Source organism: Calothrix sp. UHCC 0171, assembly GCF_034931845.1.
Classification (GTDB): domain Bacteria; phylum Cyanobacteriota; class Cyanobacteriia; order Cyanobacteriales; family Nostocaceae; genus Brunnivagina.
Genome location: NZ_JAYGHN010000017.1, coordinates 101,475 through 125,322, shown reverse-complemented (window position 1 = coordinate 125,322; position 23,848 = coordinate 101,475). Strand labels below are relative to the sequence as shown.

Sequence of the window (23,848 nt, the reverse complement as noted above, 5' to 3'; positions counted from 1 at the left end):
AAAATAAAAGTCAAACAACTTAGAGAAAATGCTAAATACACCCAAAGACAGGTAGCTGACTTATTGGGTGTTACCGAAAGTAATTATAGAAAACTAGAAAATAATCGTATCAAATCAATCAGCTTAGACACAATTGATTTTTTATGTACGTTTTTCAAATGTAACCCTAATGATGTTTTTGAAATAGTTACAGAGGAAAATTAAATATGACTAACCCAAGCGCTAATAATGCTAACAACGATGAAATTCGCCAACTAATTGCCGAATTGGCTCGCAAGCAAATAGAAACACAAGAGCAATTAGATATGTTTCTAAACCAATCAGTTAGCTTAATGGGGCGGAATGCTATTTTAAATGACGTAATTCTTGAAGTTAGAGAAAATACTGAAGTTTTGCAAAGAAACTTTGAAACTCACCAACAGAACTTTGAAAGATTGCAGCGTAATTTTGAGCAACATCAACAGAACTTTCATGAAAATCAGCGAACGACTAACGCAGCCTTAAATAGTTTGGAAGCTATCCTTTTACAACTCACTAGAATTATCGGAAGAGAGTAATACAAATCAGGGCAAGTAGTTGCTTGCGCCTACAATGCTTAAAAACTTGTACTTTATTTCTATTGTGCCTCTATTAAATAGAGAATCTCCTAGCTCATAGCCAGGAGATTGTCAATAACTGCTAACAGGATGATTCAACACTTTTAATGCACATTCTGACCTAATAACTATTCCTCCACAATTATCTGAACCTTACTACCTGCTAGGACAACTGCGATATTTGACATGATAAATCAAACCACGGTGTGCGAGGTCGAAGGAGTCAACAGTAGCCATTCCTTGACCATTGGCAGTCATATTCGCATTCACGCGCATATTTACACTGTCACCACAACGTGACCAGACATTAGCCACTGTGGCTAAACTATCTCGAACGTTATATTCACGTTCACCTGTGAATGTCCGAGAAAAAATAGGTCCACGTTGACCAGCGAAAAAGTATTCTGCTCTTAGTCTACCGGTGGTTCTAGGAGCGACATAGCCCCTGTAATCAGCATCGTAGAGAGAAATTTGATAACCTTGGGGTACTTTAATTGGGATGCTCAAATTACAGCTTTTGCGGCTTTCACTTGCTTTATTTCCAAGGGCTATAAATTTATCAAATAGAATACTTAGCTCTTGACCATCGGGGCTAACGGAGACGCTCGCACTTCCTCCTGGACAACCATTACCACCGTAATTTGCACCAAGTATTTCCACTTTTGGTGCTGCAAAAGCTGGACCCATAGAAGCAGTCATTAATACAGCTGCTGCTAGAAAACCTTGTAGCAATGCGATCGGTGTCTTTCTGAAATTTTTATTATTCATACTTACCATCCTTCCTCAAAATACAGCGTTCAGTTTTTGGGGAAAATACTTGAAAAGTCTGCATCTTCGATTGAATTTATGCCTCGATTACAGAGTAAAATTCAATTCTTCATTGTTTGAGGATAATGATTGGAGATTAAGAATATATTGGCTCAACAACAATGTTGAAACCTAACACAGAAATCTCAAATAATTTATTTAATAATCCATTTAATAATTCATAAATTATTATTAAACAATTCAAGAGATTAAGATATTTTTCCCAATCTACCCTCTTGTATATTAGTATCTGTCTAGATTAATATTCACTTAAACAAGCAATTCATAGCACCAAGCATTGAATACTTTGAAAATGATTCAGGAGGTAATTTGCATTTTCATACTATCTGCCAAATTACCTTTTACGTTTCTATTATAAGACTTGTCTTCAGTGTAAATTGCTTCTAGTAAATAAACTTAGCATTTTCAGAGAAAATTTAACTAAATATTAGGAGCTTACTATTATCAATTTTGCAATTTATAAAGAAACACTGTTTCTCTAAAATCTATTAACATATAAGTCTCCACCTCTCCGAGTCTCTGCTTGTTCTGTCATCATCTACTGATTTATTTTGGAAAATTAGTATTACTTACAGTTCCTCATTACAAATCTAAACACAAGGATCAATATTTTATTTACAGCGTCTCACGCCAATATCAGCCACCATTTGTTCAACAGTAGCTGTTCCTTGCCCCTCGGCAATCATAGAACTATTCACTCGCATGTTGACGCTATCACCACAGCGCGACCAGACATTAGTTCTATTTCTTAAACTATCTCGAACGTTATATTCACGTTTTCCTGTAAATGTCCGAGAAAAAATAGACCCAGGTTGACCAGCAAAAAAGTATTCTGCTCTTAACTTACCAGTGGTTCTAGGAGCGACATTGCCTCGATAACTGGCATCATAGAGGGAAACTTGATAGCCTTTAGATACTCTAATTGGGATGGTCAGATTACAGCTTTTACGACTTTCGTTGGGTTTGTTTCCACGGGCTATAAACTGATTAAATCGAATAGTTAGCTTTTGACCATTAGGGCTAAAACTAATACTAGCAGTGCCTCCAGGGCAACCACTACCAGCATATTCGGCATTAAGTATTTCAACTTTTGGTGCTGCAAAAGCTAAACCTAGAGAAGTTGTCATTAATACAACTGCTGCTAGCAAACCTTGTACTAATGCGATCGGTGTTTTCCGGAAATATTTATTACTCATACTCCCCTTCCTTCCTCAAAAGAGAGTTTTCTGTTTTTGAGGAAAATATTTAAAAAATCTCTATCTTGATATTTTTGGGGTTATTCACAAACTCCACTTTAAATTACCTGATCTGAGTAGAGATTTCTTCATATTTAATTCTTTGACCTACTATTATTTTGCCTCATCTGCTTAGAGAAGTATTATTGTTGATTGACAAAATTTACATATTATGGGGTATAAAGGCGATCGCTCTCTAGTCAAGCTGTTGCCTCACTTTCCTAGTTCCTGTCTACTTGACAACCTGAAAATTGTGTTAAACTAAGTTAAGTGAAGTCGGTATGAGTTTATATAATTAGTTATGACAAGTCCCACAGTAGAAAGCCCCAAAATTGAAAACTTAGTAATAATTGGTTCAGGTCCCGCAGGTTATACTGCTGCTATCTACGCAGGGCGGGCTAACCTTAAGCCTGTTGTCTTTGAAGGTTTCCAGGCTGGCGGCTTGCCTGGTGGACAATTGATGACGACGACGGAAGTTGAGAATTTTCCGGGATTTCCGGCAGGGATAACAGGACCGGCATTAATGGATAATATGAAGGCGCAGGCGGAACGTTGGGGGGCGGAGTTATATACAGAGGATGTGATTTCCGTCGATCTCAGTCAGCGTCCATTTACTGTGCGTTCCGAAGAGAGGGAATTTAAGACACATAGCATTGTCATTGCAACTGGAGCGACGGCAAAGCGGTTGGGCTTACCCAGCGAACATGAATTTTGGAGTCGCGGGATTTCGGCTTGTGCAATTTGTGACGGAGCAACCCCGATTTTTCACGGTGCAGAATTGGCTGTGATTGGGGCAGGCGACTCGGCGGCGGAAGAGGCAATTTACTTAACCAAATATGGTTCCAAGGTAAATTTATTGGTGCGATCGCAACAAATGCGAGCATCAAAGGCAATGCAAGACCGTGTTTTAAGTAACCCCAAAATCCAAGTACATTGGAACACCGAAGCGGTAGATATTTTTGGGAACGGACATATGGAAGGGGTGAAAGTTCGCAACCGTCAGACGGGTGAGGAAAGCATTGTCAAGGCGAAAGGATTATTTTATGCGATCGGGCATAAACCCAACACATCTTTATTTCAGGGACAAATCGAACTCGATGAAGTCGGGTATATTGTTACCAAACCCGGTTCGCCAGAAACCAGTGTCGCCGGGGTTTTTGCCGCCGGTGATGTCCAAGATCACGAATACCGCCAAGCGATTACAGCCGCAGGTTCTGGTTGTGCGGCGGCGATGCTCGCAGAACGTTGGTTATCCGCAAGTGGGTTGATTCAAGAATTTAAACAAATTCCCCACACTCCTGATAATGAGATGGAACATCAGCAACAGGTGCAGCAAATCATCTCCGTGGAATTTGATGTGAATATCACCCGACATCAAGGTGGTTTGGCGTTGAGAAAATTATTCCATGAAAGCGATCGCCTACTTGTTGTTAAATATGTGTCTCCTGGTTGCGGTCCTTGTCATACCCTCAAACCCATATTAAATAAGGTGGTGGATGAGTTTGATGGCAGGATTCACTTTGTCGAAATTGATATTGATGCTGATAGAGACATTGCGGAGAATGCGGGGGTTACTGGTACGCCGACGGTGCAGTTCTTTAAGGATAAGGAATTGTTGAAGGAAGTTAAAGGTGTGAAGCAAAAGAGCGAATATCGCTTGTTGATTGAGAGTCATATTTAATTGAATATTCGCCAAATATGTAATATTTAGGTGAATATTTACTCAGAGAGCGTTTATAAAGTAAATATTAAGGATAGTCGTGCAGGGAGAAACCCGGTTTCTCATCAGAAAGTCAGATGATGCTCGATACTTAAATCCAAGAAACCGGGTTTCTGTGGTCTTAAGGTTTACTTTATACATAACCCCTAAATTATTGACAGATTTCCCGCCTATGCTTGAAAACATAGGCGATTTTTGTTGCAGTCGATACTGACTACATACTTGTATATAATTTAATACATAATTTATATATACATTCATTGACAAAACACTCGAAATATTCTAATACTCTAAACTCATAACTCCTAACTAATAATTTCTAATTTACATGGCTGTTACAAAAAGTCCATCGCCAAAGTTTTTGCAGCTGCCAAAAACTTCTAGCCTTTCTCAAAAGCTGATGCTGATTGGATTGGGATTAACTTTATTTTTTATATTTTTAGCTTTTTTCACACCAGTGCTTCAAGTATTGGGATTAATCCAAAACCCATCAGATGCTTTGGCAAATGATATTCACCTCCCACCTTCGGGGAAACATTGGTTTGGTACAAGTCGTCTAGGGTATGACGTATTTTCGCGGACTTTATTTGGCGCACAGGCAGCCTTACAGGTGGTATTCTTAGCAACTGCCTTAAGTATGGTTGTGGGTGTGCCGTTGGGAATGCTGAGTGGTTATATTGGCGGCAGACTAGATAAAATCCTGCTATTTATTATGGATAGTATTTATACTTTGCCCGGTATGTTACTATCAGTGACACTAGCATTTGTGGTTGGCAGAGGAATTTTAAATGCTGCGATCGCAATTAGTATTGCCTATATTCCCCAGTATTATCGTGTTGTCCGTAATCACACAGTCAGCGTCAAAACGGAAGTATTTATCGAAGCCGCGCAGGCAATGGGGGCAAATACTTGGCAGGTATTATCTAAATATTTATTTTTTAACGTGATTCAAAGTGTACCTGTACTCTTTACTCTCAATGCGGCTGATGCGATTTTGGTATTAGGTGGTTTGGGTTTTCTGGGTTTGGGACTTCCCGAATCAGTACCGGAATGGGGGCATGATTTAAGGCAAGCTTTGGAAGCTTTACCAACGGGTATTTGGTGGACAGCTTTATTTCCTGGTTTGGCAATGACTTTAATGGTTGTTGGGTTATCCCTATTTGGTGAGGGTTTAAATGAGTTTGTCAATCCTCGCTTGCGGAAACAAAATAGTATTCGTTAGTTTCTGGGTAAATGCAGGACGCGGGGATGCGGTGACGCGGGGATGCGGGGACGCGGTGACGCGGGGATGCGGGGACGCGGTGACGCGGGGACGCGGGGACGCGGGGACGCGGGGATGCGGGGATGCGGGGATGCGGGGATTCAGGGACGCGGGGATGCGGGGACGCGGGGACGGGGTGACAAAGAAGTAAAGAGGTTTCTTTTATTTATCTCCCCATCTCCCCATCTCCCCATCCCCCCATCTCTCACTCTCCCCATCTCCCCCTCTCCCCATTCTCTACTTTTTATGAGTTAGCATTATTTGTTGTATTTTCAACAGAGAGTTTTGTGTGAAAGATAAGTTTTCTTTAATTGCGGCTGCGGCTGGTGGATTTATGCTTTCCGTGGCACTGACTAGTATTCTTAGAGGTACACCTGTAACCTCTTTGCACGCGCAAACAACTGTGCGTCCTCTGTCTGTGAATTATGTTGCTACTGTGCCCAAATCACCTATTAACTATTAACTATGTAACTTGTAGTTATGAAAAATTAATCCATGACAGAAGTAATAGGAATTGATTTGGGGGGAACAGCAATCAAATTGGGGAGATTTACTGTTGATGGAACTTGTATAAAGTCTTTGACGGTGGAGACTCCCCAGCCAGCAATGCCGGAGGCTGTTTTGGACGTGTTAGTTGCTGCGATCGCTCAACTTGACCCTAATAATAAAAGTATCGCGATCGGTGTAGGAATGCCAGGACCAAGTGATCCACAGGGACGTATTGCTCTAGTTTCGATTAACCTTCCTGGATGGCGTGATGTCCCCTTGGCGGCATGGTTGGAAGCGAAAACTGGTAAACCAACTATTCTCGCTAACGATGCCAATTGTGCGGGTTTGGGTGAAGCTTGGTTAGGTGCTGGCAATCGGTTTAAAAATTTTATTCTCCTCACCTTGGGAACTGGGGTTGGGGGAGCTATTTTTATTGATGGTAAATTATTCATTGGACATTATGGCGCGGCTGGGGAATTGGGATTAATTAATTTGTACCCAGATGGACATGAGTGTAATAGCGGTAACAATGGTTCTTTGGAGCAATCTACGTCAATTCGGGCGATTCGCCGACTTACGGGCAAAGAACCGGCGGAATTAGCAGTTTTGGCAGAGAAAGGTGATGTGACAGCGTTAAAGTTTTGGCAAGAATATGGACGGAATTTAGGTATTGGTTTATCGAGTTTGATTTACGTATTGACACCGGAAGCGATTTTGTTAGGTGGTGGGATTAGTGCAAGTGCCAAGTTTTTCTTACCAACAGCTAAAGCAGAGATTGAAAGCAGAGTTTTTATCACATCGCGCGTGGGTTTGGAGATTTTACCAGCCGAGTTAGGTAATGCAGCTGGAATGTTGGGGGCGGCAAAACTAGCTTTTACAAAAGTAAGAATTTAGAGGCTCAAGGTAGATTTTCAGGGGGAGCCGGAAAGCTCCCTAATCTCCAGGAAGCGGGCTAGAGAGCCATCACTACAAAAAAATTTACACATTTGGGATGCTCCCTTTTCAGGTGCTATGAATCAATTTTATCAAGACTTTCTCATCCGTTCCTGGGAACCAAAAGATAGACAAAATGCTGCGGAAGTCATTCGTTCGGTTCTGGCAGAATATGGATTGGGTTGGGAAGCTGATGGTGCTGATAGAGATGTGCTGCAAGTTGAGGAATTCTACTTAGACACTAGTGGAGAATTTTGGGTAATTGAATACCAAAATCAAATAGTCGGAACTGGGGCATATTACCCAATCGAACGAGGGCAAAAGGCAGTTGAAATCAGGAAAATGTACTTTTTACCGCAAATTCGCGGTTTGGGTTTAGGGAAATATTTGTTACAACTGCTAGAAGAAACGATCGCATCTCGTGGTTTTGAACAAATTTGGATTGAAACCGCTAGTATTCTCCAAGAAGCTGTACAAATGTACGAAAAAAATGGTTATTTACCAGCCACAGGAGTAGAGACTTTAAGATGCGATCGCGTTTATTGTAAACAAATAAATTGTTAATTGTTCTGCTAATTGCCGCTCCTTTTTTTCCTGTGCCCATGTTTACTTTTATGTTTACTTTTAAAAATACCCTAAAACATTTTTTTCATCTTTTTACTCAATCAAATTGTCCTCTCTGTCAACGTCCAACTCCACAGGAATTTTGCCCTAGCTGTAGCAAACAGCTACAAAAATGTCAATTAAATGAACCTTGTCGCTTGTGGCAACAAGAAACACCTGTTTTTGCTTGGGGCGCTTATGGTGGCATATTGAAAAGAGCGATCGCAGTGATGAAATATAATAATTGTCCAGATATTGCTCGTCCTCTGGGTCATTATTTAGGTGAGGCTTGGTTGCAAAATTTACCTTCGACTGAGAAGAAAATTGCTGTTGTGCCGATTCCGCTTCATCCCAGCAAGCTGAAATCCAGGGGTTTTAACCAAGCTGCATTGATTGCCGAGAGTTTCTGCGAAATGACTGGACTACAATTGAGAGTCAATGGATTGCAAAGGGTACGCGCCACTGAAGCACAACACTCTCTTTCAGAAACACAGCGCCAAAAAAATCTAGCCGCAGCTTTTGCCGTTGGAGAAGATTTACTTCGCCATCGTCATGATTACGTACTGTTAATAGATGATATTTATACTACTGGAGCGACCGCAAGAGAGGCAACCATAACACTTAGTACCGCAAGTATATCCGCGATCGGACTAGCTGTATGTGCCGCAGGCATGAAATTATCATAAAAACAAAATTGAGAGTGTATTTTGTTTTGATAAATTCCTGGGCAAGCCACGTAGAGAAAAACTATAATTAACCAATATTACGATTACGCTTGAAACCGGGGAAGAATCTTGGGGATGACTAGCAAAATTTTTGCATTTTGTGTAAAAAAATTATTAACAAAAATCACTTTTATTCCTGTAACTTTGTTAGCGATTGGTGCAAATACAAATGCAAGTTTTGCTCAAGCGGCTAAGATGTATAATCCATTGCCTTTACCTTCAACCTATGAAGTGAGTGATTCCCTCACAGACACAGATATTCCCACAGGACAAGGTGGCTTTGCTCGCGATTATATGGTGAAGTTAAATAAAGGCGAAAACTTAGCTATAGACCTTTCCTCAGACAGCTTTGATAGTATTATTACCTTACTGGGACCAAATGGCTCAACGATCGCCGAAAATGATGATGGTCCTGATGGTAGCAGCAATTCCTTACTTTTTACGCGCATTAATGAGACAGGCAGTTATGTGGTGCGCGTGCGTTCTTTTGGTGAAACCGGAGTCGGTGCATTTAAACTCAAGGTGACACGACTGCAACCGATGAAGTAGAAAATCTCGGCAGACGGGGTTGGTTAGGATAATTTTTTCCCATCCCCACATCACAAAACAGCAGTGATTACGCACAATAATAAAGCTTCTGTCCACTCGACAACCGCACCATAGGTATCCCCTGTATGTCCTCCCAGTTTGCGGTGGAACCAAAAACCTGTCACAAATGCGATCGCTATTCCCCCAATTAATGTCACTATACTCAAGACTAAGGTATTGGGGTTAATTATGAGTGGCAACAAGCTCCAGCCAATCATCAATAGTAATCCCGGTAATACATCTTTGTAAGAACGTATTGCCTGTTTGTGGAATGCACCCTTACCCGTGGGCTTCAGGTATGGATATTTGGCGATGGCTAAAACTTGTCCCCAACGCCCCCAACCGCCAGCAGCAATTAACACAAACCAACGGTAATCTTCAATATCAGTTAATCCTGCGGCTTTGAGCAGGAAAATTGCCACTGCAACCATTGCCCCAAAAGCTCCTGTGGTACTATCCGCCATGACTGCCAATCTCCGCTCTGGATTGCCAACCGCTAAACCATCAGCCGTATCCATTGCCCCATCTAAATGTAATCCTCCAGTTAAAGCCAGCCAAATACATACCAGAGATACACTACGTGTCAAAATCGGTATACCTAACCAAGCCAGTAGTAAATCCAACAGTGCTAATATTCCCCCAATTACTAATCCGATTCCTGGAGCAAACTGTGCCACTTTTTGAAAATCTAATTCCTGATTCAATTTCCCTAAATAGGGCAAAGGGATAGCAGTATAAAATAAAATGCTGGCTAAAAAACTTAATAGCAATTCTTTGCACCACTGGCGAATACTTGTCATTTTGGGAACATGGTATTTGAATAATAATTCTTGAGACAACAACTGTCTAAAAACAGTCCTTTGTAATTACTAAAAACCGCACATCTCCAGCTTCTCTCCGGCAAGGAGAAATATACTCTTCAAGAAGCCAATATCCTACAAAAACAGATTACGTAAGTATCTAAAGATAGATTCTAGATGTTAAATCCTTTGGAGTTATCCACAGTATCCCAATCAAGACTTTGACATTCGTGATTTACGGATTTTTACAGACAATATTCTTAAAGCTTTTAAAAAGATTAACTTGTCTAGGGAACTCATGTAGAAAATTTTGTTATGCTTATGCCATAACTAAAACATCAGTTATTGTATCAATGAACACGCTTATAGCTTGATTAATTTAATTTAATGTTTGCATTTTTGATTTTAGATTAATAATTTAGATACAAGATGTTAGGTAAAAACTCCATGTTTCTAAAAATCATATTGATAATAATTAAAATTTAAAGGTCAACAAAGCTGTAACATTCATATTTAGCGGTATTGCAAATTATCTTCGCGCATTTATTATTTAACTATGAGCCACCATCTACCGGAAACAAAAATACCAGCTCCCTGCATTATTAACACAGGTGTAATAGTAAGTAAATTGGACATGCGGCGGTTACTAACAGATTTAGGTCGTGTTCACTACATTTATACCTTTGATGGCAATGTCCAGAGTGAAGGAAAAGGCGATGTTATGGAAGTTTTTGCCAATCCACAACGCTCTACATTGGTAGCAAACCATACATTATACTTAAATGTCTGTAGTTTTGACTATCTCGAATTACAGCAAACCCCAGAAAATGAAACTCATTTTGACTTGGTTCAGGAAGGATGGCGTTTACGCTTAATTCCCCTTTCGACACCTTTACAAGAAAGGCGCGATCGCAATATGAATGTAACGGCGATTGAAGCGATGATGGAGCAAGTCTTATCTGCACGTTGGGATGCTGAGTTTGATGATGATTCTTCTGATATGTTTTAAAGGCGAAAATACAGGATTCAGGGGACAGGAGTCAGAATTTAAATAAAAATCAAATAACTCCACACGGGAAGATATAAAGTAAGCGGAAAATCCCTCAAAGTATCAACATCCAGACTTTTTAGCAATGTTTGTGGCGATCGCAATTTTTTGTTGTGTCCCTTGCTAAGTTAGGATAGTTGACAGCTAAATATTTGTGATACTTTATAATTCCTTAGGTTACTTGTATTTTGACTGCAAACTTTTCTTTTGAGTGTATAGCTTCCTGCCAGGAAACAAAAGCGCGAGCTGGCGTTTTTCAAACACCCCATGGGATTGTGGAAACACCCAGATTTATGCCAGTGGGGACATTGGCGAATGTGAAGACAATAACCCCAGCCCAACTTCAGGACACTGGAGCGCAAATGGTATTATCCAACACTTATCATTTGCACTTGCAACCTGGGGAAGAAATTGTCGCAGGTGGTGGAGGCTTACATAAATTCATGGGTTGGCATGGTCCAATGCTCACTGATTCTGGTGGATTTCAGGTATTTAGTCTCAGTGAAATGCGAAAAATTACAGAGGAAGGTGTAACATTTCGCTCGCCCCATGATGGACAAATTATTAATTTAACACCGGAACGTTCGATCGCAATTCAGAATACCTTAGGGGCTGATGTGATTATGGCATTTGATGAATGTCCCCCTTACCCAGCCACTCGTCAAGAAGTCGAAGCGGCGACATCGCGAACCTATCGTTGGTTAGAAAGGTGTATTGCTGCACATCAACGCCCAGACCAAGCATTATTTGGTATCGTTCAAGGTGGAGTCTATTTAGATTTGCGTGCCAAAGCTGCGGAGGATTTAAAGCAGCTTAATTTACCTGGCTATGCAATTGGTGGCGTGAGTGTCGGGGAACCGCCCGAATTAATTGCTCAAATTGTCGCCACTACCGCACCACTTTTACCCTTTGACAAACCCCGTTACTTAATGGGTGTGGGGACTTATCGAGAGATGGCTGTTGCTATAGCATCGGGTGTGGATTTATTCGATTGCGTGATTCCCACGAGGTGGGCACGTCACGGTACGGCAATGGTACAGGGAGAGCGTTGGAATTTAAAGAATGCGAAGTTTCGTGAAGATTTTGCGCCATTAGATGAAACTTGCCCATGTTACACCTGTCAGCATTTTAGTCGTGCTTATATTTCCCATTTAGTGCGATCGCAAGAAATTCTCGCCTATACATTATTATCTATCCATAACATCACCGAACTGATTCGCTTTACCCAAAAAATTCGTCATGCCATCATCAAAGGCACTTTTGCCCAGGATTTTGCCCACTGGTTAGAACCAAGTACAGAATCGAGCGATGAAGATTAAGTGGAAATTACAAATTGCGAATTACAAATTACCAATGGACTCGTTGCATGTTAAGATACTTGTCAAATATTAAAGCTGTGTTGGATAGGTGGATTTTAGGAATATGGAAGCTGCATTGTTGTTAGCAAAACTGCCCGAAGCTTATCAAATCTTCGACCCCTTGGTAGATGTTCTACCTGTAATTCCCGTATTTTTCCTGCTGTTAGCTTTTGTATGGCAAGCAGCTGTGGGTTTTAGATAAATCTAAGAATTTAAGATTTTGTGAATTTTTGAAGCTGAAATTGAGAATCTAGATATTTGTAACTTTTCCCAGACAGGTAATTCAGCCTGTCTTATTTTTTTGCTGACTTTGTAGACTAAGTTTTATTGCAATACATACTTGGGTTGGAAAAAGCTGAATACTACAACATTAGTAATTTTTCTTAAAAATAGTTAATGAATCAATATAATAGTTTAAAGAAAACTATTTAAGTATTTTTCTAAAAGCGATCGCCAGGAGGGATATTTTATGGGTAATATTAACTTTGTCAAAGAAAATAAAGAAGTTATCGCCGCAAATGGAGGAAATCTTCGACTTCTGGCGATGCAGAATGGGATTGATATCTATAAGGTTTGGGGAAAAATGATGAACTGTGGCGGTTACGGGCAATGTGGCACTTGCATTGTCGAAATTGCCGAAGGCATGGAAAATCTCTCACCACGTACTGATGCTGAAAACCGTATCCTCAAGAAAAAACCTGGAAATTACCGTCTCGCTTGCCAAACTTTAGTTCATGGTGGGGTAAGTGTAGTCACAAAGCCTTAGTTAAAGTTGTCAGGATTCAAAACTACAATTCCGAATCAGTATAATACTCAATGAATGCCCAACCAGCAGAAATAATTGTTTACTCTCGTCCAGCTGCTTAATGGTATCCTAAAGTTGTTGACTGGAAATTAGAAGAGAGGGTTTCCTTGCTATGCAAACTAATGAATTGGGATTCATAGCGAGCATTTTGTTCGTGTTGGTTCCTGCGGTTTTTTTAATCATTCTTTACACTATTACTGCTAGCCGCGAAAGTGGAAAAGATAGTTAAGTTGTTTAAGATTTTTGTATAAAATAAACAAACTCCGCACTTACTATTAATAATAGTGCGGAGCTTTTGTGTATGGAAAGAATTTGAATTTTTAGATTGGGCTATGTTGCTAAATTACCCTAAGCTACATCTTTACGGGCTAAAAGAACCGGACATGTGGCGTTGACACGGACATAATCGGATAGCGAAGAACCCAATAATCTGTCCAAATCAACAAAGCTTTTGGCAATTGATGGACGACGATCAGGCGAACCAACCACTAATAAGTCTACATTAGATTGATCCGCTAAACGACAAATTTCTTGTCCAGCCCTACCACTACTGGTAACAATTCCATCTTGTCCGACGCTTCCACCACTGACAACACAACGAGTTGCCACACCATATTTTTTCGCTTCTGCGATCGCTCCTGCTAAAATAGGACTTTGTTCGGGAGGTAATTCTGGTTTGCCAGATTTACTCAGCCAATCGGTATTGACATTCGCCAAAAGTAATTCTGCTCCCTTCAAATCTTGCAGCAGGAATAAAGCTAATTTTAAACAATGCTTGGCAGTTTCGGAACCGTCCATTGCTACCATCACCCGTTTAATTTTTTTGATGTAGATATCATCTTTAACCAGCAGCATTGGGCGTGATGACAATTGAAAAACATATTGACTAACTGAGTTTCCCAAAATTGACTGCAATCGCTTTAGCCCACGGGAACCCATAATAATCAAGTCGGCTTCTATTTCGTCAGCAACTTGACAAACCACATCTTTCGGTTCTCCCTGCCGCAAAATGGAAGAAACAAGACTGGGATCTAAATTCAAATATTTGATGGCGTTTGCCAGGATTTTACCTCCTTCTTCCCACTTTTCAGTCATGGTATCTGCACTACGTTGTCCAGGTACAACGTGTAAAACAGTTACTTTTGCCCGTTGAACTGAGGGTAAATCGGAGAAAATTTTGAGCATTTCTTCAGCATGTCCCAATCCGGAGACAGCCAACAATATTTTCTGTATCATATTTACGTTTTCGCGTTCAGTCAGTTTTGGGTGGTAATCGCTTTTATTTACTGGCAACAACTAAATTGTTTTTCATTTTGTTGTTTACCAAGTAATTTGTATTCGGTAGATTTGTGCAACTAGACATCAAACTAATCAAACTAAATCTGAATGTTTAATTATGTAAAATTATTGATGACTTAGTTTACACAAAAATACTAGTATTTTGTTTTGAGTATTTAGTAAATAGGCTTGTAGGAATTACAGCTAGAGAAATAACTTTAAACAAAGTAATAACTAGAAGCTGTTATTTATCTTTATTTTACTCTGCCTATTTGCTCAATTTTGAGTATACTCTATATTTTTCTACTCTTAGACTTAACAATTATTAGATCAATTATTAACTATTATCTATATTTACTAATTTCAGTGAACAAAAATCACAAAAATGGCGATAAATATTACCAAAAAATCCAACAGTAAATCATTTTAATGAAATTATGTAAAAAAAATGTGATTATATTTAATTTGTGGTAGCAATATTATTAAGTTTTTTGGACTTATATTTTAAACTACAGAAACAAAAATTACATTTGTCGCTCTGCGGACGAAATACTTCTAAAACATTGTTTAAATGATGAATTGTCTCATGTATTAAATGCTTTTATCTAACTGAATATAGCAAAATTTACAAAATTTAATAGCTTCACTAAACATTCTGTCTCCCTGGGGGGATAATACCCTAGACTGACTAACAAATTTAACTGAAATATATTGGCTGATAAATTACCTCTGAATCATGCAAAATTAAGGTACGTTAAAAGTTTAAAATATCTAAAGATGCTTCTATTTCTAAATCTAAAATCAGTTCACGTGTTTGGCGATACTCAACAAATTTTCCTTCTGTATTATATAAGTCTGTAGCTTTTTTTAAATCTTCTATAGCTCCTTGCATATCACCGAATTCCCATCGCAAATTACCACGATGAAAATAAATGTCTGCATCAGAGGAATTGATTTTGAGAGCTTGAGTATAATCTTCTAATGCTGATTTTTTATCACCGATTGTCCAACAAGCTTTAGCTCGTTTCAAGTAAGCATCAATATCATCAATATCAGATTTGATAACTTCTGTATAATCTGAGATTGCTCCTTCATAATCTTCAATATCGTAGCGATAATTTGCACGTTCTTTAGAAGCTACTGAATTATCAGGAGCTATTTCTAACATTTTTTGAAATACTTGTAAGAAGTCTTGATGATTAGTAAGATTATTTTTGATAGTGTCTATGAAAGCAGTATTATTCAAACTATTATGGTTCAATAAATAAGAATTAGGATTGAGTTTAATTGCTTCTGTACAATCTTCTATTGCAGCTTGATTTTCTCCCAATTTTAAATAGGCGTAGGCACGATTCATATAAGCAAAAGGGTAATTTGGATTAATCCTAATTGCCTGAGAAAAATCAGCGATCGCACCTTGACAATCTCCAATTTGATATCGGGATAAACCAATTGTTTGATAAGCTTTTATATAGTTTGGATTTAGCTTTAAAACTTGTAAGCAATCGCTAATTGCACCTTCATAATCACCAAATTGATATTTGGCGATCGCAATTTTATAGTAAATTTCTGTATTGTAATAATTGAGTTGATTATTGAGTTTTAATGCCCCATAATAGGAAATAATCGCAGCTTCGTAGTTACCACGGGCAAAGTTATCATCACCCGTCTGAATATATAGCTGAATTAATTGTTCAGGGCTGTAAGTTAATTCTTCTTCATGTTCGTACGTATGAGAATTATGGGAGTGAGAAGTGAGATGAGAGCTATGCTGATAAATAGCGAGCTTTTCACGTTGCAAATAATTCTGAGAACCAGAATTAAATTGCTGTAAATAAGTGAATAAGCCTCCACCATACAATAATTGATCGATTCCAAATGTGATTTTCCCCGTTTTGAGTTTTATCATCTCTGTGGGGAGAAAACCCGCTAAAATTAAGTGATATTCAGCCTGAGCTTCGTTAACTTTCTCTTGAATTAAAATACAAACTATAACCGTATTTTTTGCCACCTCTTCGGCTGTAACTGACCATTTTACTGTATCAATATTACCGCAACGCGACTTCACTTCAATCCCAACTAAGGGATTATTAGACAGCGTAAAATCGACATTTCCATCACCACCAATTCTTTTTTCGTAGTCAACTTCAGTAATAAAATTTGCCAGTCTTTCCTTGACGACTTCTTCCCCTAATTTTCCTTTTAAAAAACTAGTGAAAACATCCCGTACAGGAGAAACTCGTTTATACTTTTCAGCCATTTGCCAACAGAAGTTTCGCAAAAATCTTAATCTCTCGCCAGAGATTATTGTTAACTCGCTATGTTGTCCCTCAGTTTGGCAGTGAAGCAGCGAACCAGATGATATCCTATTGACAAAGTCTGATTGAAGCGATCGCAGTATGGTAATCCAGTCCATTATTTAATTGCTACTTAAATTGCTGCGAATCTGATATTATTGCCTATTCTATTAATTTTGCTTGGTTTAGCAAAGTGTTCTTAACAGTTTTTTAATTGAACTTCATTAACTTCATGATGAATGTAAAATTATTCTGTTACAACCGTGAAAGTGCGATCCATTTGATGATATGTGTGAACTATCGAGATTAATTTTGGTACTGGGATGAGTAGTTCGATAAAGTTACCCAAAAAGCTGATGTTATTGGGTGCCGGGGAATTGGGTAAAGAGTTTGTCATTGCCGCTCAAAGACTGGGTAATTATGTGATTGCTGTCGATAGATACGAAAATGCTCCAGCGATGCAAGTTGCCGATTGTGCGGAAGTAATTTCCATGTTGAGTGCAGATGATTTGGAAGCAGTTGTCAGTAAGCATCAACCAGATTTAATCATTCCGGAAATTGAAGCAATTAGAACTGAGAAACTTGTGGAATTTGAACAGCGAGGAATTACTGTGATTCCCACTGCTGCCGCTACTAATTATACAATGAATCGCGATCGCATCCGCGAATTAGCCCACACACAGTTAGGTGTGAGAACTGCTAAATATGCCTATGCATCAACTTTAGGAGAATTAATTACTGCTGCTGAGGAAATTGGGTTTCCCAATGTTGTTAAACCAGTGATGTCATCCTCTGGAAAAGGACAATCTGTAGTTTCCGAAAAAGGTGATATTGAAAAAGCATGGAATTATGCTATTGAAGGTTCTCGTGGTGATACGCAAAAGGTAATTATTGAAGAGTTTATTGATTTTGAAATTGAGATTACTCTCCTGACAATCAAACAGTGGCATGCCCCAACTATATATTGTCCGCCAATTGGACATAGACAGGAGCGTGGAGATTATCAAGAATCTTGGCAACCCGCCGAAATATCACCAGAGAAAATTTTAGCAGCAGAGGAAATTGCCAAAAAAGTTACTGATGCATTGGGTGGTGCGGGAATCTTTGGAGTTGAGTTTTTCATCACCAAAGATGAAGTAATTTTCTCCGAACTTTCTCCCCGTCCCCATGATACGGGAATGGTGACATTAATCTCGCAAAATCTGAACGAATTTGAGTTACATTTACGTGCCATTCTCGGATTACCAATTCCCAATATCGAACTCTTTGCCCCATCAGCAAGTGCGGTAATTTTAGCATCGGCAAAATCAGAGGCAATTAGTTTTGTAGGAGTTGCAGAGGCTCTTTCAGAAAAAGATGTAGATATTAAATTATTTGGCAAACCAACATCTCATCCCTTCCGTCGTATGGGTGTAGCCTTAGCAAAGGCAAATACTACCCAAGAAGCGCGAGCCAAAGCAATCAAAGCTGCCAATCAAGTCAGGATAATCAGTAGTTAAGAAAACACAAATCAATATTGTCGGAGGCGAATTTAGGTTGCGTGGTGTGGAGTACATCGAAGGCAAAGATTGGGGGAAGCGAAGAACCGAAAAAGTGGCTTTACCTGAAGCAGAAGCACTGCCATACATAAGAGCTTCGGAATATAATCACTACAAATACTCAGAATTTAGCTGGTTTAAGTTGGTTTAGGCTGTAGGGTATTTTAAGTAACTTTCATAATTTTCGAGATTGTATGGCTAAACTTTCCAGCGAGTTAGAACGCTTTTTTTTTGGAGCAGAACAAACTTCCCAACATGAAGTGAAGTTGGCAGATATCTTACTGCTGGCAAAGGAACGAATGTTTGGGTTTTTACTCGTAATTCTATCTTTACCTTCAGCTTTGCCAGTACCAGCACCAGGTTACTCTGTTCCTTTTGGTATCCTCATTTTTGTACTCGCTGTACAACTTATTACCGGCTCCAAAACTCCGTGGCTACCAGAAAAAATGGTAAATCACCCCATTAAATTGGCAACAGTTCAAGGAATTTTAAAAAAAGGGATTCCGTGGTTGCAAAGAATTGAAGCGATCGCTCGTCCACGTCTCGTCTATATTTGTGTTACTTTACCAGGTAGAATCTTTATTGGTAGTGCCATCGCTTTGATGGCTATTTCCATGATGATTCCCATTCCGGGAACGAATACTCTACCAGCAATGGGTATTTTTGTAACTAGTTTTGGTCTATTGGAAGATGATGGCGCAATTACTCTGGGTGGTTTAGTGCTTTGTATACTCGGAGCGATTATGTCTACTTCGATTATAATTGCAGTGGTTTGGGGCGGCTCTAGTCTCCTTGATTACATTAAGATTTGGTTAGGGCGTTAAAAATTTGCGATTCAGCAGGGCGATATACCTCTGGGGTGAAGCTATTTCTGTAGGGTAGGGAGATGCTGCTATACAGTAGCTTGCGACTCTATGAGAAACCACTGCCTATCTACCCCGGAGGAATATGCTGACGCAACCGACAGATATATGATTGCTTATGTTTAACTTCAGACAAGCTTGTATTTTAAGTATTGCAATATTACTGATATTCACATCTGGATGCTCGTTAACTGCATCTCAAAAATCTGACAGCATACATTTAATATTAGGTAATCCCAGCAATGCAAATACATCTGATGATAATAATTATCTAATTATCAAAAAACAGTACGCCCTTTCTTACAATCGCCACAAAGGAATTCCTAATTGGGTAAGTTGGCAATTAAATAAGTCTTGGTTGGGCAATGCTCCAAGATCAAATAATTTTAGACCTGATGATACTTTACCTTCAGAATGGTATCGTGTAGTACCTAATGACTATACTCGTAGCGGCTATGACAAAGGACACATGACACCCTCCGCCGATAGAAGTAATAATCCCGAAGATAATGCTGCAACTTTTTTAATGACAAATATTATTCCTCAAGCACCTGATAATAATCAAGGCTATTGGGCTGAGTTAGAAAGTTACACAAGAACACTAGCAAATACAGGTAAAGAAATATATATAATAGCCGGTGGATATGGACAGCAAGGAACGATTGGCAAAGGAAAAGTTGCGGTTCCAGAGCGAATTTTTAAGATAATTGTTGTCAGTGAGCCTGGTAAAACTGTAGATGCTATTAATGAGTCTACAAGAGTGATTGCAGTTGATACTCCTAATTATAATGGGAACAAAGAAAGTCATTGGAGTCAGTATTTAACTACTATCGATGAGTTAGAGAAAAAGACAGGTTATGATTTTCTCAATTATGTAAACACTTCAATTCAAAAGGTAATTGAAGCAAAATTTGATAGTAGCGCCAATTTGAAGAAACGGTAAGCAGTTAAGAATATCTGTTGTTTTTCAAGTTTCAATTACTTTTGTAAAAAGTCCGGCAATATCATTTGATGAGGTTTTTCCTAAAATGTAAATATCTATTTCGATTTCACCAATACGGGCAACTTTGATATCGCGAAGATTTTCTTGGAGGGATTTAACTAAATGTTGATATTTCTTCACTGTTGCTTTTTCTGCTTCTCCATGCCAACTTTGTTCTAGAGTAGCGATTGCAAATAAAGAATCAATATCTATAAATTCAATTTTATTATCGGCTGATTTATCAATTTGTTGGAAAATTAAATCTGAGCTTATCTCCGGCTTCTCTTCTGCAAATTCCCAGAGAAATACTTCCCAAGGGTATTCAGACTCACTTATAAATAATAAGCGATCGCACGCTTGTTTGAGTTTTTCAATTAAGATTTGATTTGAGTTGCTGTAACTTTTCTCCATTCCCCTTTCCCCTTTCCCTGATTTCTATAAATATTCCTCTAAAAACTCATATATTTCCTGCTCAAAAAATAGCTCTTCATCCCATGATGGCTCAGGGTACAACATCTTTAATTTATTCACAACATCCGCTTCAATTGCATCACTGTCTTGTCTATCGAACAATAATATCAGTTCCTTCCAATCCCGTTCTTTTAGAGGTGCAATTGGTGGCGCATGGTTTGCTTGCTTATTTACATTCATAATTATTACTCCACTTATTTGCTAACTGACGTGGAATTTTACTTACCATTGTGTCTAAATTTATCTATAAATTATCTAGGTTTTTTCATAATTATTTAGCTTTACTTATTTAACAATTCCTGATTTATGAGTCTCAAACCGGAAATTTATTTTTTTGAGTAACTCTCCAAAAGCCTCAGAGTTTACATAAACAAATCAGTAATTCTACTGTTGCTAAAAACTCCATAATTTAAATTAATCGCTCAATTATGTACTTTTTTATTATCCTGATTCCCGCGATACGCGCACTTGTATATTCCTGACTAAATCTAGACGCAGCAAGTAGTTTTACAACATCCATGCGAACCTGATTATTTGCTCCATACAGGCTATTTTTTTGATGATTGCTGTCAATATTTTTTCACCTTTTAGAGACCTTTATAAAGTAAATGTTAAGGATAGTCGCGCCGGGAGAAACCCAGTTTCTCATCCAAAAGTCAGATGATGCTCGATACTTAAATCCAAGAAACCGGGTTTCTTTGGTCTTAAGGTTTACTTTATACATGACTTCTGAGATTAAATACAATGAGATAATTTCGGAAAATTTATTTATATATATTTAATCTTTTGTAAAGAGTTTTTTAGGAGTTTTGCCCATACACCGCATCGATTAACTTAACATTAAAGACTTCAGCAAAACATTCGGCGATGCGCGATCGCACTTCTTCACAATTTATATCCGGTATCCATTCAGCTAAACTAGCGACGGGTTTGTCTGCAATCCCGCAGGGAACAATTCTTGCGAATCCACTCATATCGGGGCATACATTCAAAGCAAAGCCATGCATAGTAATCCATCGCTTCACTTTAATCCCAATTGCTGCCACTTTTCTTCCTTCTACCCAAACACCTGTAAACCCAGCCACACGATTTCCGACAATTCCGTAAGTTTTAAGTACCCTAATTAACACCTCTTCTAATTGGCGTAAATACCAGTGTAAATCCTGATGATAACGATGCAGATTTAAAATTGGATACCCAACAATTTGCCCAGGACAATGATACGTAACTTCACCACCTCGTTCGATACGATATGTTTCAAATTCCGCATTTTCAGGGTCGTATTTCAAAAATTCCCTGTTAGCTCCTTGCCCTAAAGTATATACGGGCGGATGCTCAACTAATATTAATATATCTTCTAAATCGGGATTAGTAATCCGTTCTTGCAAAAGCCTCCGTTGCCAATTTAGAGCCTCTAAATATAGCATTATTTTCTGGTTATATAACGAACAAGAGTAAGTGTTGATTAAATTATCGGGAATCATCGCTAATTTCAACTATTTTCAATCAAAACGAAGTGTTTCTAAATACTGACTTTCATTCAATAAATGTCAAGCTGTGCAAAAGATTGTAAAGGAAAGTCAAGAGTTAGGGTTTTGTAAAATACAAAATGCTAGTTTGAATATATAACCTCAATGGTAACGGTGTTGGGAGGATTTCTCTGCCACATACATCACGCCAAGAAAAAGAACGAATGTACTGGCTGGTGATGCCGAATCAATTGTTCGTAAACCATATTGAATAAAACTTCTAACAAAAACTTGTCAAATTTTCCAGTTTTCTGATTTTGCGTCCAAACTGAATCAAAAAGCCAGTTACTTCAAAGGAGGATTAGAAAAGCTTTATTTATTCAGATTTTTCTCAACATTAGGTCAAAGATTTACCCTGCATGTATTTGGGAATACCGCAGAGTTTTGATAGCGAAGCAGGCTAGAACAGAAGATAAATAGAAGTTGGATTCATGTGGTGAAACTTAAAGTGCTTAAATTTAGGAATTTAAATTCAAGTGCTTAAATTCTGGCTAAAAACAGTACTGACAATCGATTTTGATTTATTTTGGCGGTAGTATCATCCTCACCGCGACTTTGTATTATTCAACTCAAGTAAAAACTGAGCGGGAGAGTTTACATGAAGCTTGTCATCCACGGCAAAAATATAGAGATTACCGATGCAATTAGAGAATACGTGCAACATAAAATCGAGAAGGCGGTAAGTCACTTTCAGAACATAACAAACGAAGTGGATGTCCATTTAAGCGTAGCTCGCAATCCCCGAATTAACCCTAAGCAAGCTGCGGAAGTGACAATTTATGCCAACAAAAATGTCATTCGGGCTGAGGAGAGTAGCGAGAACCTATACGCAAGTATAGATTTGGTTGCAGATAAGATTTCACGTCAATTACGGAAATATAAAGAAAGACTGCAAAATAAGAAAAGTAATCTTCCTGTTGTAGAGGAAGCCGCAGTCGAAACCGCAGCAGAAGTGGTACCCGACTTAATCGGCGATCGCACTCCCGAATTACCGGAAGAAGTCGTTCGGACTAAATATTTTGCCATGCCGCCAATGACTATGAGCGATGCTTTAGAGCAGTTGCAAATGGTTGGACATGATTTCTATATGTTCCATAATATTGACACTGGAGAAATCAACGTTATTTACGAACGCAACCACGGTGGTTATGGCGTAATTCAACCCCGCAAGAATAACAATGGTAACGGAAATTCTCACGGGAATAGCAAAAATACCAAGGCAAATCACACCAATGTTGTGATGCCAGAGAAGGTTAATCATAAGTAATATTTAATGTAAAGGCGCGATGCCAGTCCTTAGAAGCAAGGCTAGCTCACGTCTTTACAGATTCCTTTAGCCGATAGGCGGGCAAGATTTGTTATGTAGATTTGTTGTGTAGTCAAATTGAATTGATTAGCGATCGCAATTACCTCACACAACAACCTATTTTTTAGGACTGTTTTCCACTGCCAATCCTATCTCCTGCCCACAGGATAGTTCCAGTGTATGCCCATCTGGGTCGCGCAAAAAAGCCCAATACCCAATCGGATATCCCGAATCTTGCGGTTCCTGAACTAGTACAGCTTCCTGTTGCGCTCTTTCACAAAGAGCATCCATGTATTCGCGACTTTGACAACCCACCCCTAGATGTGCAACGGGAGATAGCACAGGATGGACAGAGTCCGTTTGAATCAGAACAATCACAAAAGGACGAGTGCGATCGCACAGCCACACAACAGCGACACCCGTTTCTGCATCAATGCGGCGATGAACCACCTGCATTCCGGCATAGGTGGAATAAAAATCGATACTCCGCTCAATATCTGAGACAGGGAGGGCGATGTGAGTCAATCCAATATCACTCATTGCAATATCTATCTCGTCCAATACAATTCAGCCGAATACAAGAAATATTATCTAG

General features: G+C 39.0%; 28 protein-coding genes. 19 read left to right on the top strand and 9 right to left on the bottom strand.

The window, feature by feature from the left end:
* Positions 1-204 (top strand): helix-turn-helix transcriptional regulator (locus VB733_RS14935; protein ID WP_323340847.1); only part of this gene is annotated, 204 nt, incomplete at its 5' end.
* A gap of 2 nt (positions 205-206) precedes the next feature.
* Positions 207-557 carry a hypothetical protein gene (locus VB733_RS14930; RefSeq protein ID WP_323340846.1) on the top strand — a complete coding sequence of 117 codons (351 nt, stop codon included), beginning with the start codon at positions 207-209 and terminating at the stop codon, positions 555-557.
* 195 nt (positions 558-752) lie between these two features.
* On the opposite strand, the gene VB733_RS14925 is transcribed toward VB733_RS14930, so the two are convergent.
* Entirely contained in the window at positions 753-1,364 is a 612-nt protein-coding gene (locus tag VB733_RS14925) for a DUF4360 domain-containing protein (protein ID WP_323340845.1), read from the bottom strand.
* A gap of 671 nt (positions 1,365-2,035) precedes the next feature.
* The gene (locus tag VB733_RS14920) at positions 2,036-2,620 is read right to left on the bottom strand and encodes a DUF4360 domain-containing protein (protein ID WP_323340844.1); all 585 of its coding nucleotides are present in this window, start codon (positions 2,618-2,620) and stop codon (positions 2,036-2,038) included.
* A 340-nt stretch (positions 2,621-2,960) separates the two neighbouring features.
* On the opposite strand from VB733_RS14920, the gene trxB reads away from it, so the two are divergent.
* The 8 genes from trxB to VB733_RS14880 all read left to right on the top strand — a co-directional run bounded on the left by trxB (position 2,961) and on the right by VB733_RS14880 (position 8,939).
* Entirely contained in the window at positions 2,961-4,340 is a 1,380-nt protein-coding gene (trxB, locus tag VB733_RS14915; protein WP_323340843.1) for a thioredoxin-disulfide reductase, read from the top strand.
* A 367-nt stretch (positions 4,341-4,707) separates the two neighbouring features.
* The gene (locus tag VB733_RS14910; protein WP_323340842.1) at positions 4,708-5,601 is read left to right on the top strand and encodes an ABC transporter permease; all 894 of its coding nucleotides are present in this window, start codon (positions 4,708-4,710) and stop codon (positions 5,599-5,601) included.
* Positions 5,602-5,643: 42 nt separating this feature from the next.
* On the top strand, positions 5,644-5,895 hold the full coding sequence (locus VB733_RS14905) for a hypothetical protein (protein WP_323340841.1): 252 nt from the start codon (positions 5,644-5,646) through the stop codon (positions 5,893-5,895).
* A gap of 34 nt (positions 5,896-5,929) precedes the next feature.
* Positions 5,930-6,103, top strand: coding sequence for a hypothetical protein (locus VB733_RS14900; protein ID WP_323340840.1), 174 nt, complete (start codon positions 5,930-5,932; stop codon positions 6,101-6,103).
* 32 nt (positions 6,104-6,135) lie between these two features.
* On the top strand, positions 6,136-7,023 hold the full coding sequence (locus VB733_RS14895; RefSeq protein ID WP_323340839.1) for an ROK family protein: 888 nt from the start codon (positions 6,136-6,138) through the stop codon (positions 7,021-7,023).
* A gap of 117 nt (positions 7,024-7,140) precedes the next feature.
* Entirely contained in the window at positions 7,141-7,626 is a 486-nt protein-coding gene (locus VB733_RS14890; RefSeq protein ID WP_323340838.1) for a GNAT family N-acetyltransferase, read from the top strand.
* 50 nt (positions 7,627-7,676) lie between these two features.
* A complete protein-coding gene (locus VB733_RS14885; protein WP_323340837.1) occupies positions 7,677-8,351 on the top strand; it encodes a ComF family protein in 675 nt (224 codons plus the stop codon).
* A 114-nt stretch (positions 8,352-8,465) separates the two neighbouring features.
* Positions 8,466-8,939, top strand: coding sequence for a PPC domain-containing protein (locus tag VB733_RS14880; protein ID WP_323340836.1), 474 nt, complete (start codon positions 8,466-8,468; stop codon positions 8,937-8,939).
* A 50-nt stretch (positions 8,940-8,989) separates the two neighbouring features.
* On the opposite strand, the gene cobS is transcribed toward VB733_RS14880, so the two are convergent.
* Positions 8,990-9,778, bottom strand: coding sequence for an adenosylcobinamide-GDP ribazoletransferase (cobS, locus tag VB733_RS14875; protein WP_323340835.1), 789 nt, complete (start codon positions 9,776-9,778; stop codon positions 8,990-8,992).
* A 556-nt stretch (positions 9,779-10,334) separates the two neighbouring features.
* On the opposite strand from cobS, the gene VB733_RS14870 reads away from it, so the two are divergent.
* From VB733_RS14870 to psbM, 5 genes are all read left to right on the top strand, one after another.
* On the top strand, positions 10,335-10,787 hold the full coding sequence (locus VB733_RS14870; protein WP_323340834.1) for a hypothetical protein: 453 nt from the start codon (positions 10,335-10,337) through the stop codon (positions 10,785-10,787).
* A 227-nt stretch (positions 10,788-11,014) separates the two neighbouring features.
* The gene (gene tgt, locus VB733_RS14865; protein WP_323340833.1) at positions 11,015-12,145 is read left to right on the top strand and encodes a tRNA guanosine(34) transglycosylase Tgt; all 1,131 of its coding nucleotides are present in this window, start codon (positions 11,015-11,017) and stop codon (positions 12,143-12,145) included.
* A gap of 103 nt (positions 12,146-12,248) precedes the next feature.
* Positions 12,249-12,386 (top strand): photosystem II reaction center protein K, encoded by a 138-nt coding sequence (locus VB733_RS14860; protein WP_006195022.1) that lies wholly within the window; start codon positions 12,249-12,251, stop codon positions 12,384-12,386.
* A 267-nt stretch (positions 12,387-12,653) separates the two neighbouring features.
* Positions 12,654-12,950 carry a 2Fe-2S iron-sulfur cluster-binding protein gene (locus VB733_RS14855; protein WP_323340832.1) on the top strand — a complete coding sequence of 99 codons (297 nt, stop codon included), beginning with the start codon at positions 12,654-12,656 and terminating at the stop codon, positions 12,948-12,950.
* A 151-nt stretch (positions 12,951-13,101) separates the two neighbouring features.
* Positions 13,102-13,218: a photosystem II reaction center protein PsbM gene (psbM, locus tag VB733_RS14850; protein WP_096610864.1), complete on the top strand. Its 117-nt coding sequence runs from the start codon at positions 13,102-13,104 to the stop codon at positions 13,216-13,218.
* Between the two features lie 119 nt (positions 13,219-13,337).
* Here psbM and VB733_RS14845 read toward each other — a convergent pair whose 3' ends face one another.
* A complete protein-coding gene (locus tag VB733_RS14845; RefSeq protein ID WP_323340831.1) occupies positions 13,338-14,225 on the bottom strand; it encodes a universal stress protein in 888 nt (295 codons plus the stop codon).
* A gap of 796 nt (positions 14,226-15,021) precedes the next feature.
* Positions 15,022-16,683, bottom strand: a complete 1,662-nt coding sequence (locus VB733_RS14840; RefSeq protein ID WP_323340830.1) for a tetratricopeptide repeat protein — start codon at positions 16,681-16,683, stop codon at positions 15,022-15,024.
* A 204-nt stretch (positions 16,684-16,887) separates the two neighbouring features.
* On the opposite strand from VB733_RS14840, the gene purT reads away from it, so the two are divergent.
* From purT to VB733_RS14825, 3 genes are all read left to right on the top strand, one after another.
* Entirely contained in the window at positions 16,888-18,063 is a 1,176-nt protein-coding gene (purT, locus tag VB733_RS14835) for a formate-dependent phosphoribosylglycinamide formyltransferase (RefSeq protein WP_323340829.1), read from the top strand.
* Positions 18,064-18,296: 233 nt separating this feature from the next.
* Complete coding sequence (locus VB733_RS14830) at positions 18,297-18,926, top strand: exopolysaccharide biosynthesis protein (protein WP_323340828.1); 630 nt, start codon at positions 18,297-18,299, stop codon at positions 18,924-18,926.
* Between the two features lie 157 nt (positions 18,927-19,083).
* Positions 19,084-19,908 (top strand): DNA/RNA non-specific endonuclease, encoded by an 825-nt coding sequence (locus tag VB733_RS14825; protein WP_323340827.1) that lies wholly within the window; start codon positions 19,084-19,086, stop codon positions 19,906-19,908.
* 24 nt (positions 19,909-19,932) lie between these two features.
* Here VB733_RS14825 and VB733_RS14820 read toward each other — a convergent pair whose 3' ends face one another.
* From VB733_RS14820 to lipB, 3 genes are all read right to left on the bottom strand, one after another.
* A complete protein-coding gene (locus tag VB733_RS14820; protein ID WP_323340826.1) occupies positions 19,933-20,358 on the bottom strand; it encodes a nuclease A inhibitor family protein in 426 nt (141 codons plus the stop codon).
* A 24-nt stretch (positions 20,359-20,382) separates the two neighbouring features.
* Positions 20,383-20,598 (bottom strand): hypothetical protein, encoded by a 216-nt coding sequence (locus VB733_RS14815; protein WP_323340825.1) that lies wholly within the window; start codon positions 20,596-20,598, stop codon positions 20,383-20,385.
* A 620-nt stretch (positions 20,599-21,218) separates the two neighbouring features.
* Positions 21,219-21,845, bottom strand: coding sequence for a lipoyl(octanoyl) transferase LipB (lipB, locus tag VB733_RS14810; protein WP_416336319.1), 627 nt, complete (start codon positions 21,843-21,845; stop codon positions 21,219-21,221).
* 700 nt (positions 21,846-22,545) lie between these two features.
* Between lipB and hpf the strand changes: the two genes are divergently transcribed.
* Positions 22,546-23,214, top strand: a complete 669-nt coding sequence (hpf, locus tag VB733_RS14805) for a ribosome hibernation-promoting factor, HPF/YfiA family (protein WP_323340823.1) — start codon at positions 22,546-22,548, stop codon at positions 23,212-23,214.
* A gap of 156 nt (positions 23,215-23,370) precedes the next feature.
* Here the strand turns inward: hpf and VB733_RS14800 are convergent, their stop codons facing one another.
* Entirely contained in the window at positions 23,371-23,793 is a 423-nt protein-coding gene (locus VB733_RS14800; RefSeq protein WP_323340822.1) for a VOC family protein, read from the bottom strand.
* Between the last annotated feature and the right edge of the window lie 55 nt (positions 23,794-23,848).